The 15,747-nt window shown below is 59.6% G+C and carries 15 protein-coding genes; 11 read left to right on the top strand and 4 right to left on the bottom strand.

Translation table 11 applies throughout. The annotated features are described in order from the left end of the window. Positions 1-9 precede the first annotated feature (9 nt). The gene (locus BW43_RS23825; protein WP_032884585.1) at positions 10-651 is read left to right on the top strand and encodes an oxidoreductase; all 642 of its coding nucleotides are present in this window, start codon (positions 10-12) and stop codon (positions 649-651) included. 137 nt (positions 652-788) lie between these two features. Here the strand turns inward: BW43_RS23825 and BW43_RS23830 are convergent, their stop codons facing one another. The 4 genes from BW43_RS23830 to BW43_RS23845 form a co-directional block, all read right to left on the bottom strand. Next, positions 789-1,073, bottom strand: coding sequence for a YceK/YidQ family lipoprotein (locus tag BW43_RS23830; protein WP_032884584.1), 285 nt, complete (start codon positions 1,071-1,073; stop codon positions 789-791). After that, positions 1,066-1,695: a flavin prenyltransferase UbiX gene (ubiX, locus tag BW43_RS23835; RefSeq protein ID WP_032884583.1), complete on the bottom strand. Its 630-nt coding sequence runs from the start codon at positions 1,693-1,695 to the stop codon at positions 1,066-1,068. Before ubiX ends, BW43_RS23830 begins: the two co-directional genes overlap by 8 nt. Beyond that, a complete protein-coding gene (gene mpl / locus BW43_RS23840; RefSeq protein ID WP_032884582.1) occupies positions 1,692-3,041 on the bottom strand; it encodes a UDP-N-acetylmuramate:L-alanyl-gamma-D-glutamyl-meso-diaminopimelate ligase in 1,350 nt (449 codons plus the stop codon). Before mpl ends, ubiX begins: the two co-directional genes overlap by 4 nt. Before the next feature lie 79 nt (positions 3,042-3,120). Next, positions 3,121-5,022: a sigma-54-dependent Fis family transcriptional regulator gene (locus BW43_RS23845; protein WP_032884581.1), complete on the bottom strand. Its 1,902-nt coding sequence runs from the start codon at positions 5,020-5,022 to the stop codon at positions 3,121-3,123. A 272-nt stretch (positions 5,023-5,294) separates the two neighbouring features. On the opposite strand from BW43_RS23845, the gene BW43_RS23850 reads away from it, so the two are divergent. The 10 genes from BW43_RS23850 (at position 5,295) to ycaC (ending at position 15,680) form a co-directional block, all read left to right on the top strand. Then, positions 5,295-6,815: an aldehyde dehydrogenase family protein gene (locus BW43_RS23850; protein WP_032884580.1), complete on the top strand. Its 1,521-nt coding sequence runs from the start codon at positions 5,295-5,297 to the stop codon at positions 6,813-6,815. Positions 6,816-6,961: 146 nt separating this feature from the next. After that, positions 6,962-8,395 carry an ethanolamine permease gene (eat, locus tag BW43_RS23855; protein WP_032884579.1) on the top strand — a complete coding sequence of 478 codons (1,434 nt, stop codon included), beginning with the start codon at positions 6,962-6,964 and terminating at the stop codon, positions 8,393-8,395. Positions 8,396-8,447: 52 nt separating this feature from the next. Next, positions 8,448-9,842, top strand: coding sequence for an ethanolamine ammonia-lyase subunit EutB (locus BW43_RS23860; RefSeq protein WP_032884578.1), 1,395 nt, complete (start codon positions 8,448-8,450; stop codon positions 9,840-9,842). After that, positions 9,839-10,672, top strand: coding sequence for an ethanolamine ammonia-lyase subunit EutC (gene eutC, locus BW43_RS23865; RefSeq protein ID WP_032884577.1), 834 nt, complete (start codon positions 9,839-9,841; stop codon positions 10,670-10,672). Before BW43_RS23860 ends, eutC begins: the two co-directional genes overlap by 4 nt. A 91-nt stretch (positions 10,673-10,763) precedes the next feature. Next, entirely contained in the window at positions 10,764-11,222 is a 459-nt protein-coding gene (locus tag BW43_RS23870) for an N-acetyltransferase (protein WP_032884576.1), read from the top strand. Positions 11,223-11,522: 300 nt separating this feature from the next. Then, complete coding sequence (locus BW43_RS23875) at positions 11,523-12,179, top strand: DedA family protein (RefSeq protein ID WP_032884575.1); 657 nt, start codon at positions 11,523-11,525, stop codon at positions 12,177-12,179. A 6-nt stretch (positions 12,180-12,185) separates the two neighbouring features. After that, positions 12,186-13,001 (top strand): zinc-dependent peptidase, encoded by an 816-nt coding sequence (locus tag BW43_RS23880; protein ID WP_032884574.1) that lies wholly within the window; start codon positions 12,186-12,188, stop codon positions 12,999-13,001. Positions 13,002-13,109: 108 nt separating this feature from the next. Further along, positions 13,110-13,637 (top strand): inorganic diphosphatase, encoded by a 528-nt coding sequence (gene ppa, locus BW43_RS23885; protein WP_003176323.1) that lies wholly within the window; start codon positions 13,110-13,112, stop codon positions 13,635-13,637. Positions 13,638-13,848: 211 nt separating this feature from the next. Beyond that, entirely contained in the window at positions 13,849-14,625 is a 777-nt protein-coding gene (locus tag BW43_RS23890) for an XRE family transcriptional regulator (RefSeq protein WP_081797587.1), read from the top strand. A 422-nt stretch (positions 14,626-15,047) separates the two neighbouring features. Further along, positions 15,048-15,680: an isochorismate family cysteine hydrolase YcaC gene (gene ycaC / locus BW43_RS23895; RefSeq protein WP_032884573.1), complete on the top strand. Its 633-nt coding sequence runs from the start codon at positions 15,048-15,050 to the stop codon at positions 15,678-15,680. Positions 15,681-15,747: the final 67 nt, after the last annotated feature.

Genomic DNA, 15,747 nt, shown 5'->3' with positions numbered 1-15,747 from the left:
GGAAACACTATGTACCTGACACCTCAGCATATCTTGCTCGCAGGGGCCTCCGGCCTCACTGGCGAACACCTGCTCGACCGCCTGCTCAACGAACCCACCGTGACCCGCGTGCTCGCGCCGAGCCGCAAGCCATTGGCCGAACATCCACACCTGGAAAACCCGGTGGGCGACCCAGCGGTGTTCCTGCCGCAACTGAGCGGCCGGGTGGATATCGCCTTCTGCTGCCTGGGCACCACAATCAAAAAAGCGGGCTCGGAAGAGGCCTTCCGTGCGGTTGACCTGGATATGGTCGTCGCCTTCGCCAAGCGCGCACGGGAAATGGGCGCACGGCACCTGATCGTGATCAGCGCGATTGGCGCCGATCCGAAATCTTCGATTTTCTACAACCGAGTCAAAGGGGAAATGGAGCAGGCACTCAAGGCCCAAGACTGGCCGCAACTGACCATCGTGCGACCGTCGCTGTTGTTGGGGGAGCGGCTGGAACCCCGATTGGCCGAACAACTGGCAGGGCCGCTGTCACGGCTGATTCCAGGCAAGTACCGAGGCATCGAAGTGTGTGAACTGGCCCGGGCCATGTGGCGCCTGGCGCTGGAAGAGCAGAATGGGGTGCGGATCGTAGAGTCGGACGAACTGCGCAAGCTCGGCAAATAAAGCCGAACACAAAGCAAAATGTGGGAGGGGGCTTGCTCCCGATGGCGGAGGGTCAGTCAACATATTGGGTGACTGATACACCGCTATCGGGGGCAAGCCCCCTCCCACATTGGTTTTGTATTGTCTTCGGGTCAGCGCTAGAGCCCGCCTGTGGCGTTAAATCCCACTCCTAGCACCGTCAACACCGACAGCGGCAACAGCAAAGTGTCGAGCAACGCACTGGCCGGCAGGTCGACACCGGGGTAGCTCGGCGCCTCAGCACCAAACCGGTCCTTGGCGCAGCAACCTCCGTTCATTGCGTACAAGTCCAACCGCGTGCCGGCATACACCACCGGCGCGCCGGGCTGCGCAGCGTCCAGCGTACGCGCGGTGGCGCAGCCGCCCAATTGCAACGCCAGTATCACCAACAGTGCCTTATTCATCGCTGCTCAAATGGTGTTCGCCCCAACGTGGCAGCATGTCCTGTGGAATATTCAGCAGGTTGAGAATCCGCGCCACCACAAAATCCACCAGGTCATCGATGGTCTGCGGCTGATGATAAAAGCCCGGCGACGCAGGCAGGATGGTCACGCCCATGTTCGACAACTTGAGCATATGCTCCAGATGAATGCTCGAATACGGCGCCTCGCGCGGCACCAGGATCAACTGGCGGCGCTCCTTCAATGTCACGTCTGCCGCGCGCTCGATCAGGTTATTGCAGGCCCCGGTGGCAATCGCCGACAAGGTGCCGGTGGAGCACGGCACAACAACCATTGCCGCCGGTGCACCGGAGCCCGAGGCCACTGGCGACATCCAATCTTCTTTGCCATAAACCTTGATCTGCCCCGGCGCCGCACCGGTGTACTCGGTGAGGAAGGCCTGCATCATCTGCACCTTGGGAGGCAGTGCCACGTCGGTCTCGGTCGCCATCACCAACTGCGCGGCCTTGGAGATCAGAAAGTGCACCTCGCGATCTTCACGCACCAGGCAGTCAAGCAGACGCAGGCCGTAGGGCGCGCCCGAGGCACCGGTCATCGCCAGGGTGACGCGTTCCGGCCCGCTCATTTCAGCGCCTCGGCCAGTTTGCCGTGCAAGCCGCCGAAGCCGCCGTTGCTCATGACCACCACATGGGTGCCAGGCTTGGCCTGCTGCTTGACGAACTCAATGATGCCCTCGATGGAATCACAGACTTTCGACGGCACCGTGCACTGGGCCGCAATCGCCGGTAAGTCCCAGCCAAGATTGGTCGGGGCGTACCACACCACCTGGTCGGCATCGTTGACGCTTTCCGGCAGGCCGTCGCGGTGTGCACCGAGCTTCATGGAGTTTGAGCGCGGCTCGACAATAGCAATGATCGGGGCATCGCCAACGCGCTTGCGCAGTCCGTCAAGGGTGGTGGCAATGGCGGTTGGGTGGTGGGCAAAGTCGTCGTAGATGGTAATCCCATTCACGTCGGCGACTTTTTCCATGCGGCGTTTTACGCTTTTGAATGCGCTCAGCGCAGCAATGCCCATGGAAGGCACCACGCCCACATGCCGTGCGGCAGCCAGGGTGACCAAGGCATTGGCAACATTGTGCTGACCAGTCATGTCCCACTCGACGATGCCTTGGGCCTCACCCTCAAACAGCACTTCAAACCTGGAACCGTCTTCACTGAGCAACTTGACCTGCCATTGCCCACCCGCACCGGTGGTTTGCACCGGTGTCCAACAGCCCATCTCGATCACGCGCTGCAAAGCCGGCTCGGTAGTCGGGTAGATGACCAGGCCTTCGCTTGGGATGGTGCGCACCAAATGGTGGAACTGCCGCTCGATAGCGGGCAGATCGGGGAAGATGTCCGCATGATCAAACTCAAGGTTATTGAGGATCGCCGTGCGCGGACGGTAATGGACAAACTTGGAGCGCTTGTCGAAGAAGGCGCTGTCGTACTCGTCAGCTTCGATCACAAAGAACGGCGTGTCGCCCAGGCGCGCGGAGACCGAGAAGTTTTGTGGCACGCCGCCGATCAGGAAGCCAGGACTCATGCCCGCATGCTCCAGCACCCACGCCAGCATGCTGCTGGTAGTGGTCTTGCCGTGGGTACCGGCAACGGCCAGTACCCAGCGGCCTTGCAGCACATGATCGGCCAGCCATTGCGGGCCGGAGACGTACGGTAAACCTTTGTTGAGCACGTACTCGACGGCCGGGTTGCCACGGGACATGGCATTGCCGATCACCACCAAGTCCGGCACCGGGTCGAATTGCGCCGGATCGTAACCCTGGGTCAGTTCAATGCCCTGCGCTTCGAGTTGCGTGCTCATGGGCGGGTAAACATTGGCATCGGAGCCTGTCACGTGATGGCCCAGTTCTTTAGCCAGAACCGCCATCGAACCCATGAAGGTGCCGCAAATACCAAGAATATGAATGTGCATAGTCGACCTCGTAAACATCGAGGCAGGTTAGCGCAGGGGGGCGAAAATCGCACTCTTTAGCTGTAGGACCAAACCACGATCACCCGGGCAGGGACGCGCGTGCGATGCCGTGCCGGCGCAGCTTTCTATACAACGTATTGCGGCTGACCCCCAGTTGCTCCGCCGTATGGGACATGTGCCAGCGCTGTTGTTCCAAGGCCGTTAGCAAGGCAAGTCGCTCGGCGTCTTCCAGGGGCGACTCGGCGGTCTTAGCCTCAACCACCGGTTGCGGCCGGGCCTGGCGGATCGACGCGGGCAAATCTTCAAGGCCCACGCGCCCGTCGTCACACAGCGCCGCCAACGTACGCAGCACCGTGCGCAGTTGTCGGACGTTACCGGGCCAGGCAAAGGTCAACAGCGCCGAACGCGCCGCCGGGTCGAGTTGTACAGTCTGCCCGCCCGCCTCTTCAGCCAGCAGAAAATCCAGCAACTGAGATTTATCGCTGCGCTCACGCAGCGGAGGCAACCCAACCTCCAGCCCGTTGAGCCGGTAATACAAGTCCTCACGGAAACTGCCGTCCTGGACACGCCCCAGCAAGTTGCGGTGCGTCGCGCTGATAATTCTGACGTTAACCGCCTGAGGCTCACCGCCGATAGGCACCACCATGCGGTCCTCCAGAACCCTTAATAAGCGGGTTTGCAGAGCCAGAGGCATATCACCGATTTCATCGAGGAACAGAGTGCCGCCGTCGGCCTGTTGCAACTTACCTTGCATGCCCTCCTTCCGCGCGCCAGTGAAACTGCCACCGCGATAGCCGAACAGCTCGCTTTCGATCAGGCTTTCCGGGATGGCGGCACAGTTGAGGGCGACGAAGGCTTTGTCGGCACGCTGGCTGGCATGGTGCACGGCCTTGGCAAAGGCCTCTTTGCCGGACCCAGTCTCACCGTTGATCAGCAAAGGAACATCTCGCTCGAATACCCGCAGCGCCTTGCGAAAATCATTTTGCAACGCCGGATCACCCAGGCAGATGCCAGCCAGGCGGGCGGGCTCAGCCTTCGCGCTGGGTAAAGACACACTGCGTGGCTGACCACGCAGTGCGGCAAACAAGCGCCGCCCATCGCGGGTGCGCAGTGGCCAACTGGCGGTCGCATTGGCACTGGCGCGACCGAGTAATTGATCCAGAGAACAGTCGAAGAACGCCTCCACCGGCTGACCCAGCAGGTTGCCTCGAACCTGCCCTAGCAGATTCAGCGCGCTCTGGTTCATCGCGCAAATGCGCCCTTCGCCATCGAACGCCAGCAACCCTTCGCTGAACAGGCCCACGGACTCGGCCTGCAGATGAAAGCGCAACAGCCAGTGTTGCTCGAAATGGCGCAGGAAGTAGCAGCTCTCGATCATCTTCGCTGACAGGTTCACCAGCGCCATGGTGTGAAACTGACTCTGGCGCGATACCGCTTCCCGGGCTGACGACACGTCCAGCACCGCCAGCAATTCACCATGGGGGTCGAACACCGGGCTCGCCGAGCAGGTCAGCCCGGTGTGGCGGCCACGGAAGTGTTCATCGCGATGAATGGTCAGGGACTGACGCTCCACCAGGCAGGTGCCGATGCCATTGGTCCCTTCGCAGGCTTCACTCCAATCGGCACCGAGCCACAGACCGGCGCGCTCGAAAATCTTGCGCTCGGACGGCGCGGTGACACAGTTGAGGATCACTCCGCGCGCATCGGTCAGCAGTACCGCGTGGCCGGCACCGGAGAGCTGCTGGTGCAGGCTATTCATCTCACTGCCGGCGATGTGCAGCACTTGCTGCAGACGCTCGCGGCTTTCCAACAGGCGCCCGTGTTCAAGCACGGTGGGTGCGATGGTCTGCGCGGGATCCAGGTGGTAATCCTCCAGGCACCGCAGCCAGGAACGGGCGATGGACGGATCGCTGGAGGGGTCACGGCCACGTGCCACGGTGAGGACTTGCTGGGCATGGCGACTGAAATGATCGTTGTGCATGTTCTTATTATTCTCCCTGCGTGAGAGCGTCCAGCATCCCCCAGCCCTGCAAGAGATGCAATCCCGTGCAGACCCACCGGTCACAGGCTGTACCGTTTATGGCACAAAGTGTCACCCAGGCTGTGCCAGGCGTGTGACAGCAATGCCTTGCAACACACCCCAACCCCTTGATTTACCTGGCCCTCAAGGCAGTGGCCCGACCTTTGCTCTACGCTTTATCAAGCGCTTGAGCGCTGCACTCCAATAAACATAAAAGCCAGGAGATACCCACCATGCGTTACGCACACCCCGGTACTGAAGGCGCGATCGTTTCGTTCAAGGCCAAGTACGGCAACTACATTGGTGGCGAATTCGTTGCGCCGGTCGACGGCAACTATTTCACCAACACCTCGCCGGTCAACGGCAAGCCCATCGCCGAATTCCCGCGCTCCACTGCCAAAGACATCGACAAGGCCCTCGACGCCGCCCACGCCGCCGCTGACGCCTGGGGCAAGACCTCGGCCCAGGACCGCTCGCTTGTGCTGCTGAAAATCGCCGACCGCATCGAACAGAACCTCGAACTGCTGGCCATTACCGAAACCTGGGACAACGGCAAAGCCGTGCGTGAAACCCTCAACGCCGATATCCCGCTGGCCGCCGACCACTTCCGCTACTTTGCCGGCTGCATCCGCGCCCAAGAAGGCACCAGCGCCGAGATCAACGAACACACCGCGTCCTATCACTTCCACGAGCCTCTGGGCGTGGTTGGTCAGATCATCCCGTGGAACTTCCCGCTGCTGATGGCCGCCTGGAAACTCGCCCCGGCCCTGGCGGCCGGTAACTGCGTGGTGCTCAAGCCCGCCGAACAAACCCCGCTGGGCATCAACGTGCTGATGGAAGTCATCGGCGACCTGCTGCCACCGGGCGTGCTGAACGTAGTCCACGGTTTCGGCAAAGAAGCCGGCGAAGCGTTGGCCACCAGCAAACGCATCGCCAAGATCGCCTTCACCGGCTCCACCCCGGTGGGTTCGCACATCATGCATGCGGCGGCGGAGAACATTATTCCGTCCACCGTTGAGCTGGGCGGCAAGTCGCCGAACATCTTCTTCGCCGACATCATGAAAGCCGAACCGTCCTTCATCGAGAAAGCCGCCGAAGGCCTGGTGCTGGCGTTCTTCAACCAGGGCGAGGTGTGCACCTGCCCATCCCGTGCGCTGGTGGAAGAGTCGATCTACGACGACTTCATGAAAGTGGTGATGAAGAAAATCGAGCAGATCAAACGCGGTGACCCGCTGGACACCGACACCATGGTCGGCGCCCAGGCGTCCGAGCAGCAGTTCGACAAGATCCTGTCCTACCTGGAAATCGCCAAGGGCGAAGGCGCGCAGTTGCTCACCGGCGGCAAGGTGGAGCAGCTCACCGGCGACATGGCCGGCGGTTATTACATCCAGCCGACGCTGCTCAAGGGCACCAACGAAATGCGTGTGTTCCAGGAGGAAATCTTCGGCCCAGTGGTGAGCATCACCACCTTTAAGGACGAAGCCGAAGCCCTGGCCATTGCCAACGACACCGAGTTCGGCCTGGGCGCCGGCGTGTGGACCCGCGACATCAACCGCGCCTACCGCATGGGCCGGGCAATCAAGGCGGGCCGAGTGTGGACCAACTGCTACCACCTGTACCCGGCGCATGCCGCGTTCGGTGGCTACAAGAAGTCCGGCGTGGGCCGCGAGACACACAAGATGATGTTGGACCATTACCAGCAAACCAAGAACTTGCTGGTGAGTTACGACATTAATCCGCTGGGCTTCTTCTAACTAACATCCCCTCCCACTTTTGAAACAAGGTCAATGATGGGAGGGGGTTTGCCCCCTCCCACACTTAGATCGTCACAAGTACTTGCGAATAGCATTCGGCACACAGAGGCCGAGTTAAAAACAATAACAACGAAAGGTACTTCTTCATGCCTAGCGAACCGACTGGATCTTCTGTCGACTTCGAAAAAGTCGACTCCCAATACTTCCAACAACGCGAACTTAAAAAAGGCGCCGCCGGCTGGGTGCTGTTAGTTGGGCTCGGCGTTGCCTACGTTATTTCCGGCGACTACGCCGGCTGGAACTTTGGCCTCGCCCAGGGTGGCTGGGGCGGTATGTTCCTCGCCACATTGCTGATGGCCACCATGTACCTGTGCATGTGTTTCTCCCTGGCCGAACTGTCTTCGATGATCCCTACCGCTGGCGGTGGCTACGGCTTTGCTCGAAGTGCCTTCGGGCCTTGGGGCGGTTTTCTCACGGGCACGGCCATTCTGATCGAATACGCCATCGCCCCCGCCGCCATCGCGGTGTTTATCGGCGCTTACTGCGAGTCGCTGTTCGGCATTGGCGGTTGGATGATCTACTTGGCGTTCTACATCATCTTTATCGGTATCCACATCTTTGGCGTTGGCGAAGCCTTGAAGCTGATGTTTGTCATCACTGCCATCGCCGCGGTTGCACTGGGCGTGTTCCTGGTGTCGATGGTGCCGCACTTCAACGTCGCCAACTTGCTGGATATTCCGGTGACCGAGGCCAAGGGCGCCAGCACCTTCCTGCCGTTTGGCTACGTCGGCGTGTGGGCGGCAATTCCCTACGCGATCTGGTTTTTCCTCGCCGTAGAAGGCGTGCCGCTGGCCGCCGAAGAAACCAAGAACCCCAAGCGCGACCTGCCTCGTGGCCTGATCGGCGCCATTGTGGTGCTGACCAGCTTTGCCTTGTTGATCCTGGTGATTGCACCGGGCGGCGCGGGCACTTACGCGTTGATCAAATCCGGGAACCCGCTGGTGGAAGCGCTGGCGTTGTCCTACGGCGGTTCGACCTGGATGGGCAGCTTCGTCAACCTGGTTGGCTTGGCCGGACTGATCGCCAGCTTTTTCTCGATTATCTATGCCTATTCGCGGCAGATCTTCGCCTTGTCCCGTGCCGGCTACCTGCCGCGCAAGCTGTCTGAGACCAACAAGAGTAAGGCACCGGTACTGGCGCTGGTGATCCCCGGCATTATCGGTTTCGGCCTGTCGCTGACCGGCCAGGGGGATTTGCTGATCCTGGTGGCGGTGTTTGGCGCGACCATTTCCTACGTACTGATGATGGCCGCGCACATCACCCTACGCATCCGTCGCCCCAAAATGGACCGTCCTTACCGCACGCCGGGTGGCATTTTCACTTCAGGGGTTGCCTTGGTACTCGCCTGCGTGGCCGTCGTTGCGGGCTTTCTGGTGGATCCACGGGTGGTGATTGGCGCCGCGATCATCTATGGAGTATTAATTGCTTACTTTGCTTTCTACAGCCGGCATCACTTGGTAGCAGGCACGCCCGAAGAGGAATTCGCGGCGATCCAGGCCGCAGAGGCCGCCTTGCACTAACTGCCGTAAACCTCGACGCGGGCTGCTGCCCGCGTCGTCAAGGAGACACTGTATGGCAAGCTTTTCCCACGCGGTGGGTGCACAAACCTACCGCTTCGACAGCCTCAAGGACGTGATGGCCAAGGCCAGTCCCGTGCGCTCCGGAGACTTTCTCGCCGGCGTCGCCGCGCAGAACGACGGTGAGCGGGTGGCGGCGCAAATGGCGCTGGCAAATATCCCGTTGAAACACTTCCTCGAAGAAGCGCTGATCCCCTATGAAAGCGATGAAGTCACCCGACTGATCATCGACACCCACGACAAGCAGGCTTTCGCCGTTGTCAGTCACCTGACCGTCGGTGGCCTGCGCGACTGGCTGCTCAGCGACGCTGCCGATGAGCATTCCCTACGCGCCTTGGCGCCGGGTCTGACACCGGAGATGGCTGCTGCCGTGTCCAAGATCATGCGCGTGCAGGACTTGGTACTCGTGGCGCAGAAGATCCGCGTCGTGACCCAGTTTCGCGGCACCATGGGCCTGCGCGGTCGCCTGTCGACCCGCCTGCAACCTAACCACCCGACCGACGAGCCGGCGGGCATCGCTGCGAGCATTCTCGACGGCCTGTTGTACGGTAACGGCGACGCCATGATCGGCATCAACCCGGCCACCGACAGCATCGCCTCGATCTGCGCGATGCTGGAGATGCTCGACGCCATTATCCAGCGCTACGAAATCCCCACCCAGGCCTGTGTGCTGACCCACGTCACCACCTCCATCGAAGCCATCAACCGCGGCGTGCCGCTGGATCTGGTGTTCCAGTCGATTGCCGGCACCGAAGCGGCCAACGCCAGTTTCGGCATCAACCTGAATGTGCTGCAGGAAGGCTACGACGCGGGCTTGAGCTTGAACCGAGGCACTCTGGGCCAAAACCTGATGTATTTCGAAACCGGCCAGGGCAGCGCCTTGTCGGCCAATGCGCATTTTGGCGTTGACCAGCAAACCTGCGAAACCCGCGCCTATGCCGTGGCACGGCATTTCAAACCGTTTCTGGTAAACACGGTGGTCGGGTTTATCGGCCCCGAGTACCTGTACAACGGCAAGCAGATCATCCGTGCCGGCCTGGAAGACCACTTCTGCGGCAAATTGCTGGGTGTACCGATGGGTTGCGACATCTGTTACACCAACCACGCCGAAGCCGACCAGGACGACATGGACACCCTGCTGACCCTGCTGGGCGTGGCCGGGATCAACTTCATCATGGGTATCCCCGGCTCCGACGACATCATGCTCAACTACCAGACCACCTCGTTCCACGACGCCTTGTACGCTCGCCAGACGTTGGGTTTAAAGCCGGCACCGGAGTTTGAACAGTGGCTGGCAAAAATGGGCATTTTTACGCAAGCCGACGGCAAGGTGCGCTTCGGCAACAGCCTGCCACCGGCGTTTCGCCACGCCCTGGCGCAATTGGGATGAAGGAGCCGCCTGTGCAACTCGACCTGCCTGAAAACCCGTGGTTGGAACTGCGGCGCCTGACCCCGGCGCGTATTGCCTTGGGCCGTACCGGTACCAGCATTCCTACCAACGCCCAGCTTGATTTCCAATTTGCCCACGCCCAGGCGCGAGACGCAGTGCACCTGCCTTTCGACCATGCAGGCCTGAGCAGTCAACTGGCCGAACGTGGGCGTGACAGCCTGTTGCTGCACAGCGCCGCAACCGACCGGCATAGCTACTTGCAACGTCCGGATTTGGGGCGGCGCTTGAGTGACGAATCGGCCCAGAGCCTGCGGGATTACGCGGCAGCGCATCCCGGCGGCGTGGACCTGGCGGTCGTGGTGGCTGATGGTCTGTCGGCGCTGGCGGTGCATAAACATACGTTGCCGTTTCTTACGCGCATGGAAGAACAAACCCACGCCGAAGGGTGGTCCTTGTCGCCGGTGATCCTGGTGGAACAGGGGCGCGTGGCGGTGGCCGACGAAATCGGGCAACTGCTCGGCGCCAAAATGGTGGTGATCCTCATCGGCGAACGGCCGGGGCTCAGTTCGCCGGACAGTCTGGGGCTGTATTTCACATACAACCCTAAGATCGGACTCACCGATGCCTATCGCAATTGCATCTCCAACGTGCGCTTGGAAGGCTTGAGTTACGGGATGGCGGCCCATCGTTTGCTGTATTTGATGAAAGAGGCGTGTCGCCGGCAGCTCTCGGGGGTAAACCTCAAGGATGAGGCGCAGCTGCAGACCATCGAGTCCGACGATCCGAACCTGATGAAAGGTAATTTCCTGCTCAGCCCACCGCAGGACTGATCCCGGCACGATTGCGCTTTTTGGCGTCTTTAGGCAGCATCAATTCACGGCCGCACGTGTGGTCATACCCATTTGGAAGTTGAGGCCTGGCATGCGGATTACTCAAGCGACCCTGGAACACCTGGACCTGTTGACCCCGCTGTTCGTCAAATACCGCGAGTTTTATGGGGCCCTGCCGTTCCCGGACTCATCGCGGGCTTTTTTGGAAAAGCGCCTTCGCCGCAAGGAGTCGGTGATTTACCTGGCCTTGGCCGATGATGACGACAAGAAGTTGCTTGGTTTTTGTCAGTTGTATCCGAGCTTTTCGTCGCTTTCGCTCAAGCGGGTGTGGATCCTCAATGACATCTATGTGGCCGAAGACGCGCGCCGGCAACTGGTGGCGGATAACTTGATGCGCACAGCGAAGAAGATGGCCAAGGAGACTCACGCGGTGCGGCTGCGGGTATCGACCAGCAGTGATAACCAAGTGGCGCAGAAGACGTACGAGTCAATCGGGTTTCGTGAAGACACCGAGTTCAAGAACTACACCTTGCCGATCAGCGAAGACTGACTCCCGGACACCGTGGACACCTTGTGGGAGGGGGCTTGCCCCCGATAGCGGTTTGTCAGTCAGACTATTTATAACTGACCCACCGCTTTCGCGAGCAAGCCCGCTCCCACATTGATTTCTGGCGATCTTCAGACCTCACGCCACGACATCCCCCGCTACAAAACCAACACGCTTTTCACCTCTCAATCCGTATAATGCGGACCTTTCAGGGTTGTAAGAAATGCGGCATACACTTGTAGCCTTATTACCCGAGCTTCCGCACAGGCCTGCTGAGCCGGGCCGTTCACACAGGTGCCATCCATGGATTTCAACCCGCTCGACCTTATCCTGCATCTCGACGTCTACCTCGACCTGCTGGTAACCAATTACGGTCCGTGGATCTACGCCATTCTGTTTCTGGTCATCTTTTGCGAAACCGGCCTGGTGGTCATGCCGTTCCTGCCAGGCGACTCCTTGCTGTTTATCGCCGGAGCCATCGCCGCAGGTGGCGGCATGGACCCGGTATTGCTGGGCGGCCTGTTGATGTTGGCGGCAATCCTCGGCGACAGCACCAACTACGTAATCGGACGAACAGCTGGAGAACGCCTGTTCAGTAACCCGAACTCGAAGATTTTCCGCCGCGACTATCTGCAAAAAACCCACGACTTCTACGACAAGCACGGCGGCAAAACCGTGACCCTGGCGCGCTTCCTGCCGATTCTGCGCACCTTTGCGCCGTTCGTGGCCGGCATCGCGAGAATGCCCTACCCACGGTTCTTCGGATTCAGCGTGCTGGGCACTATCCTCTGGGTCGGCGGCCTGGTGACCCTGGGCTACTTCTTCGGCAACGTGCCCTTTATCAAGAAAAACCTGTCGCTGCTGGTGGTGTTCATCATCCTGCTGTCCCTGGTGCCGATGATCATTGGTGTGTTCCGCAGCCGTTTTGGCCGCACTTCCTCCGAAGCCAAGCAGCAGTAACCTGCGATGTGGTCCCTCAGCGCCTGGCGTCGCCGGCGCCTGCTGGCCAAGCACCCGATTGCCGATGAAACCTGGCAACGGGTGCGCCACCACCTGACCTTCCTCGACGGTATCAGCGCCGAGCAGGACCAGTGGTTGCGCGAAGCCTGCGTGGTGTTTCTCGCCGAAAAACACCTCACCGCCCTGCCGGGCGTCGAGCTGCACCAGGAACAACGCCTGCTGCTCGCCGCTCAGGCGCAATTGCCACTGATGAACCTCGGCGACCTCGACTGGTATCAGGGCTTCCACGAAATCGTGTTGTACCCCGACGACTTCCTGAGCCCCCAGCGCCATCGAGACAGCAGCGGTATCGAACACGAGTGGGACGGCGAACACAGCGGTGAAGCCTGGCAGCAAGGCCCGGTGATCCTCGCCTGGCCGGGCGTACTCGCCAGCGGCCAGTGGGAGGGCTACAACCTGGTGATCCACGAACTGGCCCACAAACTCGACATGCTCAACGGCGACGCCAACGGCCTACCGCCGCTGCACCACGACATGCGCGTGCAGGAGTGGGCCAGCGTGATGCAAAGCGCTTATGACGATCTCAATCGCCAGTTGGACGCCAACCCGGACGCCGACACCGAGATCGACCCCTACGCCGCAGAAAACCCGGCGGAATTCTTCGCAGTCACCAGCGAATATTTTTTCAGCGCCCCGGATTTACTGGTCCGCACTTATCCACAGGTGTATGCCCAACTCAGTCGCTTTTATCGCCAAGACCCCTTGGCCCGCCTGACCCATCTGCAAGCCCACGACCCGCGTTATCAGCCACAAGACGAATGACCGTACGACGTCTGGCGCATGGCATCGCCGTCAGAATATGCCTATAATCGCCGCCACTTTTAGGCCAATCCGGTCATGTCATATGGCCAACTACGGGGGCAACGCCCAATGAGCTACAGCAAGATTCCGGCTGGCAAAGACCTGCCGAACGACATCTACGTCGCCATCGAGATTCCGGCCAACCACGCGCCGATCAAATACGAAATCGACAAAGACAGCGACTGCCTGTTCGTTGACCGTTTCATGGCCACCCCGATGTTCTATCCGGCCAACTACGGTTTCATCCCGAACACCCTGGCTGACGACGGTGATCCCCTCGACGTGCTGGTCGTAACGCCTTACCCGGTCACCCCTGGTTCGGTCATCCGCGCACGTCCAGTCGGCATCCTGAACATGACCGACGACGGCGGCGGCGATGCCAAAGTTATCGCAGTCCCACACGACAAGCTGTCCCAGCTGTATGTGGACGTGAAGGAATACACCGACCTGCCACCACTGCTGCTGGAACAGATCAAGCACTTCTTCGAGAACTACAAAGACCTCGAAAAAGGCAAGTGGGTGAAGATCGACGGTTGGGGCAACGCAGACGCCGCCCGCGCCGAGATCATGAAGTCGGTTGCAGCCTACAAAGGCTGATACCCGCTCTTCATTGCCCCGGCAATTAAAAAGCCCCGATTATTCGGGGCTTTTTTTTGGGAAAACTAAACAACAAGTTCAAAAATTAATACACGCCGTTCAACTAAGCGATACAACTGAAAGATCAAGCCACAACTAAGCAAAAACCTACAGGCGCAATTCAACGCATGGTTTATTTGATTGGTTTTCTTGGCCAGTAAACTCTGCGTTTATGAATACATCAGGTGATCGTTTAAAAGTGCTATTGCAGGAAGTTCATCTTTCCGCATCCGACTTCGCCAAAAACCGTGGTGTCACGCCTCAACACGTGAACAACTGGTTCAAACGCGGTGTACCCATGGGCCGACTCAACGAGTTTGCAGAACTTCTCTGCGTCTCCAGCCGTTGGCTGCGCACCGGCGAAGGCCCCAAACACCCACCGGCCAACTTCCTGCTGGAAGGCCCAGACGCCCGGAAAGGACTGCCCAGCACCCGAGAAGGAGGCGGAAAGTACCTCACAGGCCCAACCTGCCCTCCGGAACCACTCGACGTGGAGATTCCCCTCCACCCCACATTCACCTCAACCGAGCGCATCCGCGTCTCCCTGCATACCCTCGAAACCCTTACCGTCAACCCTGACCGCGCGGTAGGCGCCTACATGGTCGACAACAGCATGATCGACATCATTCAACAGGGCGCCACCCTCGCCATCGACAGAGGCCGCACCCAAATCATTGATGGCGAAATCTACGCCGTCGAACACGACGGCATGCTGCGCATCAAATATCTCTACAACCGTCCAGGGGGAGGGTTGCGCATGCGAAGCCACAACGCCAGCGAACACCCGGACGAATACCTCAACCATGAAGAACGCTTCGAGCAGAACTTCAAAATCGTCGGCTGGATATTCTGGTGGTCCACCCTCAACAACCGCCGCCCGCCCGTTCCGCTGGATGAGCACCTATTAGGCTGGGAAGGCTCTAAATCGGAACCGGAGGTGGGCATTTAAGGTGAATGTGGGTATCATGCGCCGCACATTTGGCAGGGGGTGGCTTAAGGCTAACCACCCTGCTCGGCGAAGCGGAGGAGTTCCCGCGGATGCCCCTACTATTCAGCCCGACGCAATGTGGGCTGAGCGATTTGAAGGCTGGTGAGGTTTGTCAAAAACAAGCTGAGGCAGTCCCCGAGAAGCCGGCCACAAGCCGGCTTTTTAATGCCTCTAATAATCTCCCCCCCTGCAAATCAAGCCAACGTGCACCCATCCTCTTTGTCTCCGCTCGCTCCCAACACCATGCCCAGCCTCCATCCTTTGTCCCTTTTTAGTTGACAGTAAGACTCCCCTCGCACGATTTATCCTCCAATCACGACCCCTTAATCTGTGCCCATGTTGAACGCAACGCCAAACCCACTTAAACAAAAAAGGATTCAACCATGAGCACTCCGACCTACAACCGCTTGAACAAAGACGACGCCGTAGTCCTGCTGGTCGACCACCAGACCGGCTTGATTTCCTTGGTGCAAGACTTCTCGCCCAACGAGTTCAAGAACAACGTGCTGGCACTGGCCGACCTGGCCAAATTTTTCAACCTGCCGACCATCCTCACCACCAGCTTTGAGCAAGGCCCCAACGGCCCTCTGGTGCCTGAGTTGAAGGAGATGTTCCCGGACGCGCCGTACATCGCTCGTCCTGGCCAGATCAATGCGTGGGACAACAAAGACTTCGTCAAGGCGATCAAGGCTACCGGCCGTAAGCAGATCATCATTGCCGGCGTAGTAACGGATGTGTGCGTAGCGTTCCCGACCTTGTCGGCGCTGGCAGAAGGGTTTGAGGTGTTTGTGGTGACCGATGCGTCCGGCACGTTCAATACCACCGTGCAACAAGCGGCATGGAGCCGGATGACGCAAGCCGGTGCACAGTTGATGAACTGGTTCTCGGTGGCGTGTGAGCTGCACCGCGACTGGCGCAACGATATCGAAGGCTTGGGCAATCTGTTGTCCCAGCGTATTCCCAACTATCGCAACTTGATGAATGGTTATGCGGCGCTGACAGCCCATCAGAAATAAGTCAGCCGAAATTCCCGATAAGCCTGCCTTGAAAAGCAGGCTTTCGGTGTTCACCTGAGCGTAACCC

Source organism: Pseudomonas sp. RIT357, from assembly GCF_000632245.1.
Lineage (GTDB): Bacteria > Pseudomonadota > Gammaproteobacteria > Pseudomonadales > Pseudomonadaceae > Aquipseudomonas > Aquipseudomonas sivasensis.
The sequence above is the reverse complement of the archived record's forward strand: the minus strand, read 5'-3'. Positions and strand labels throughout refer to the sequence as shown.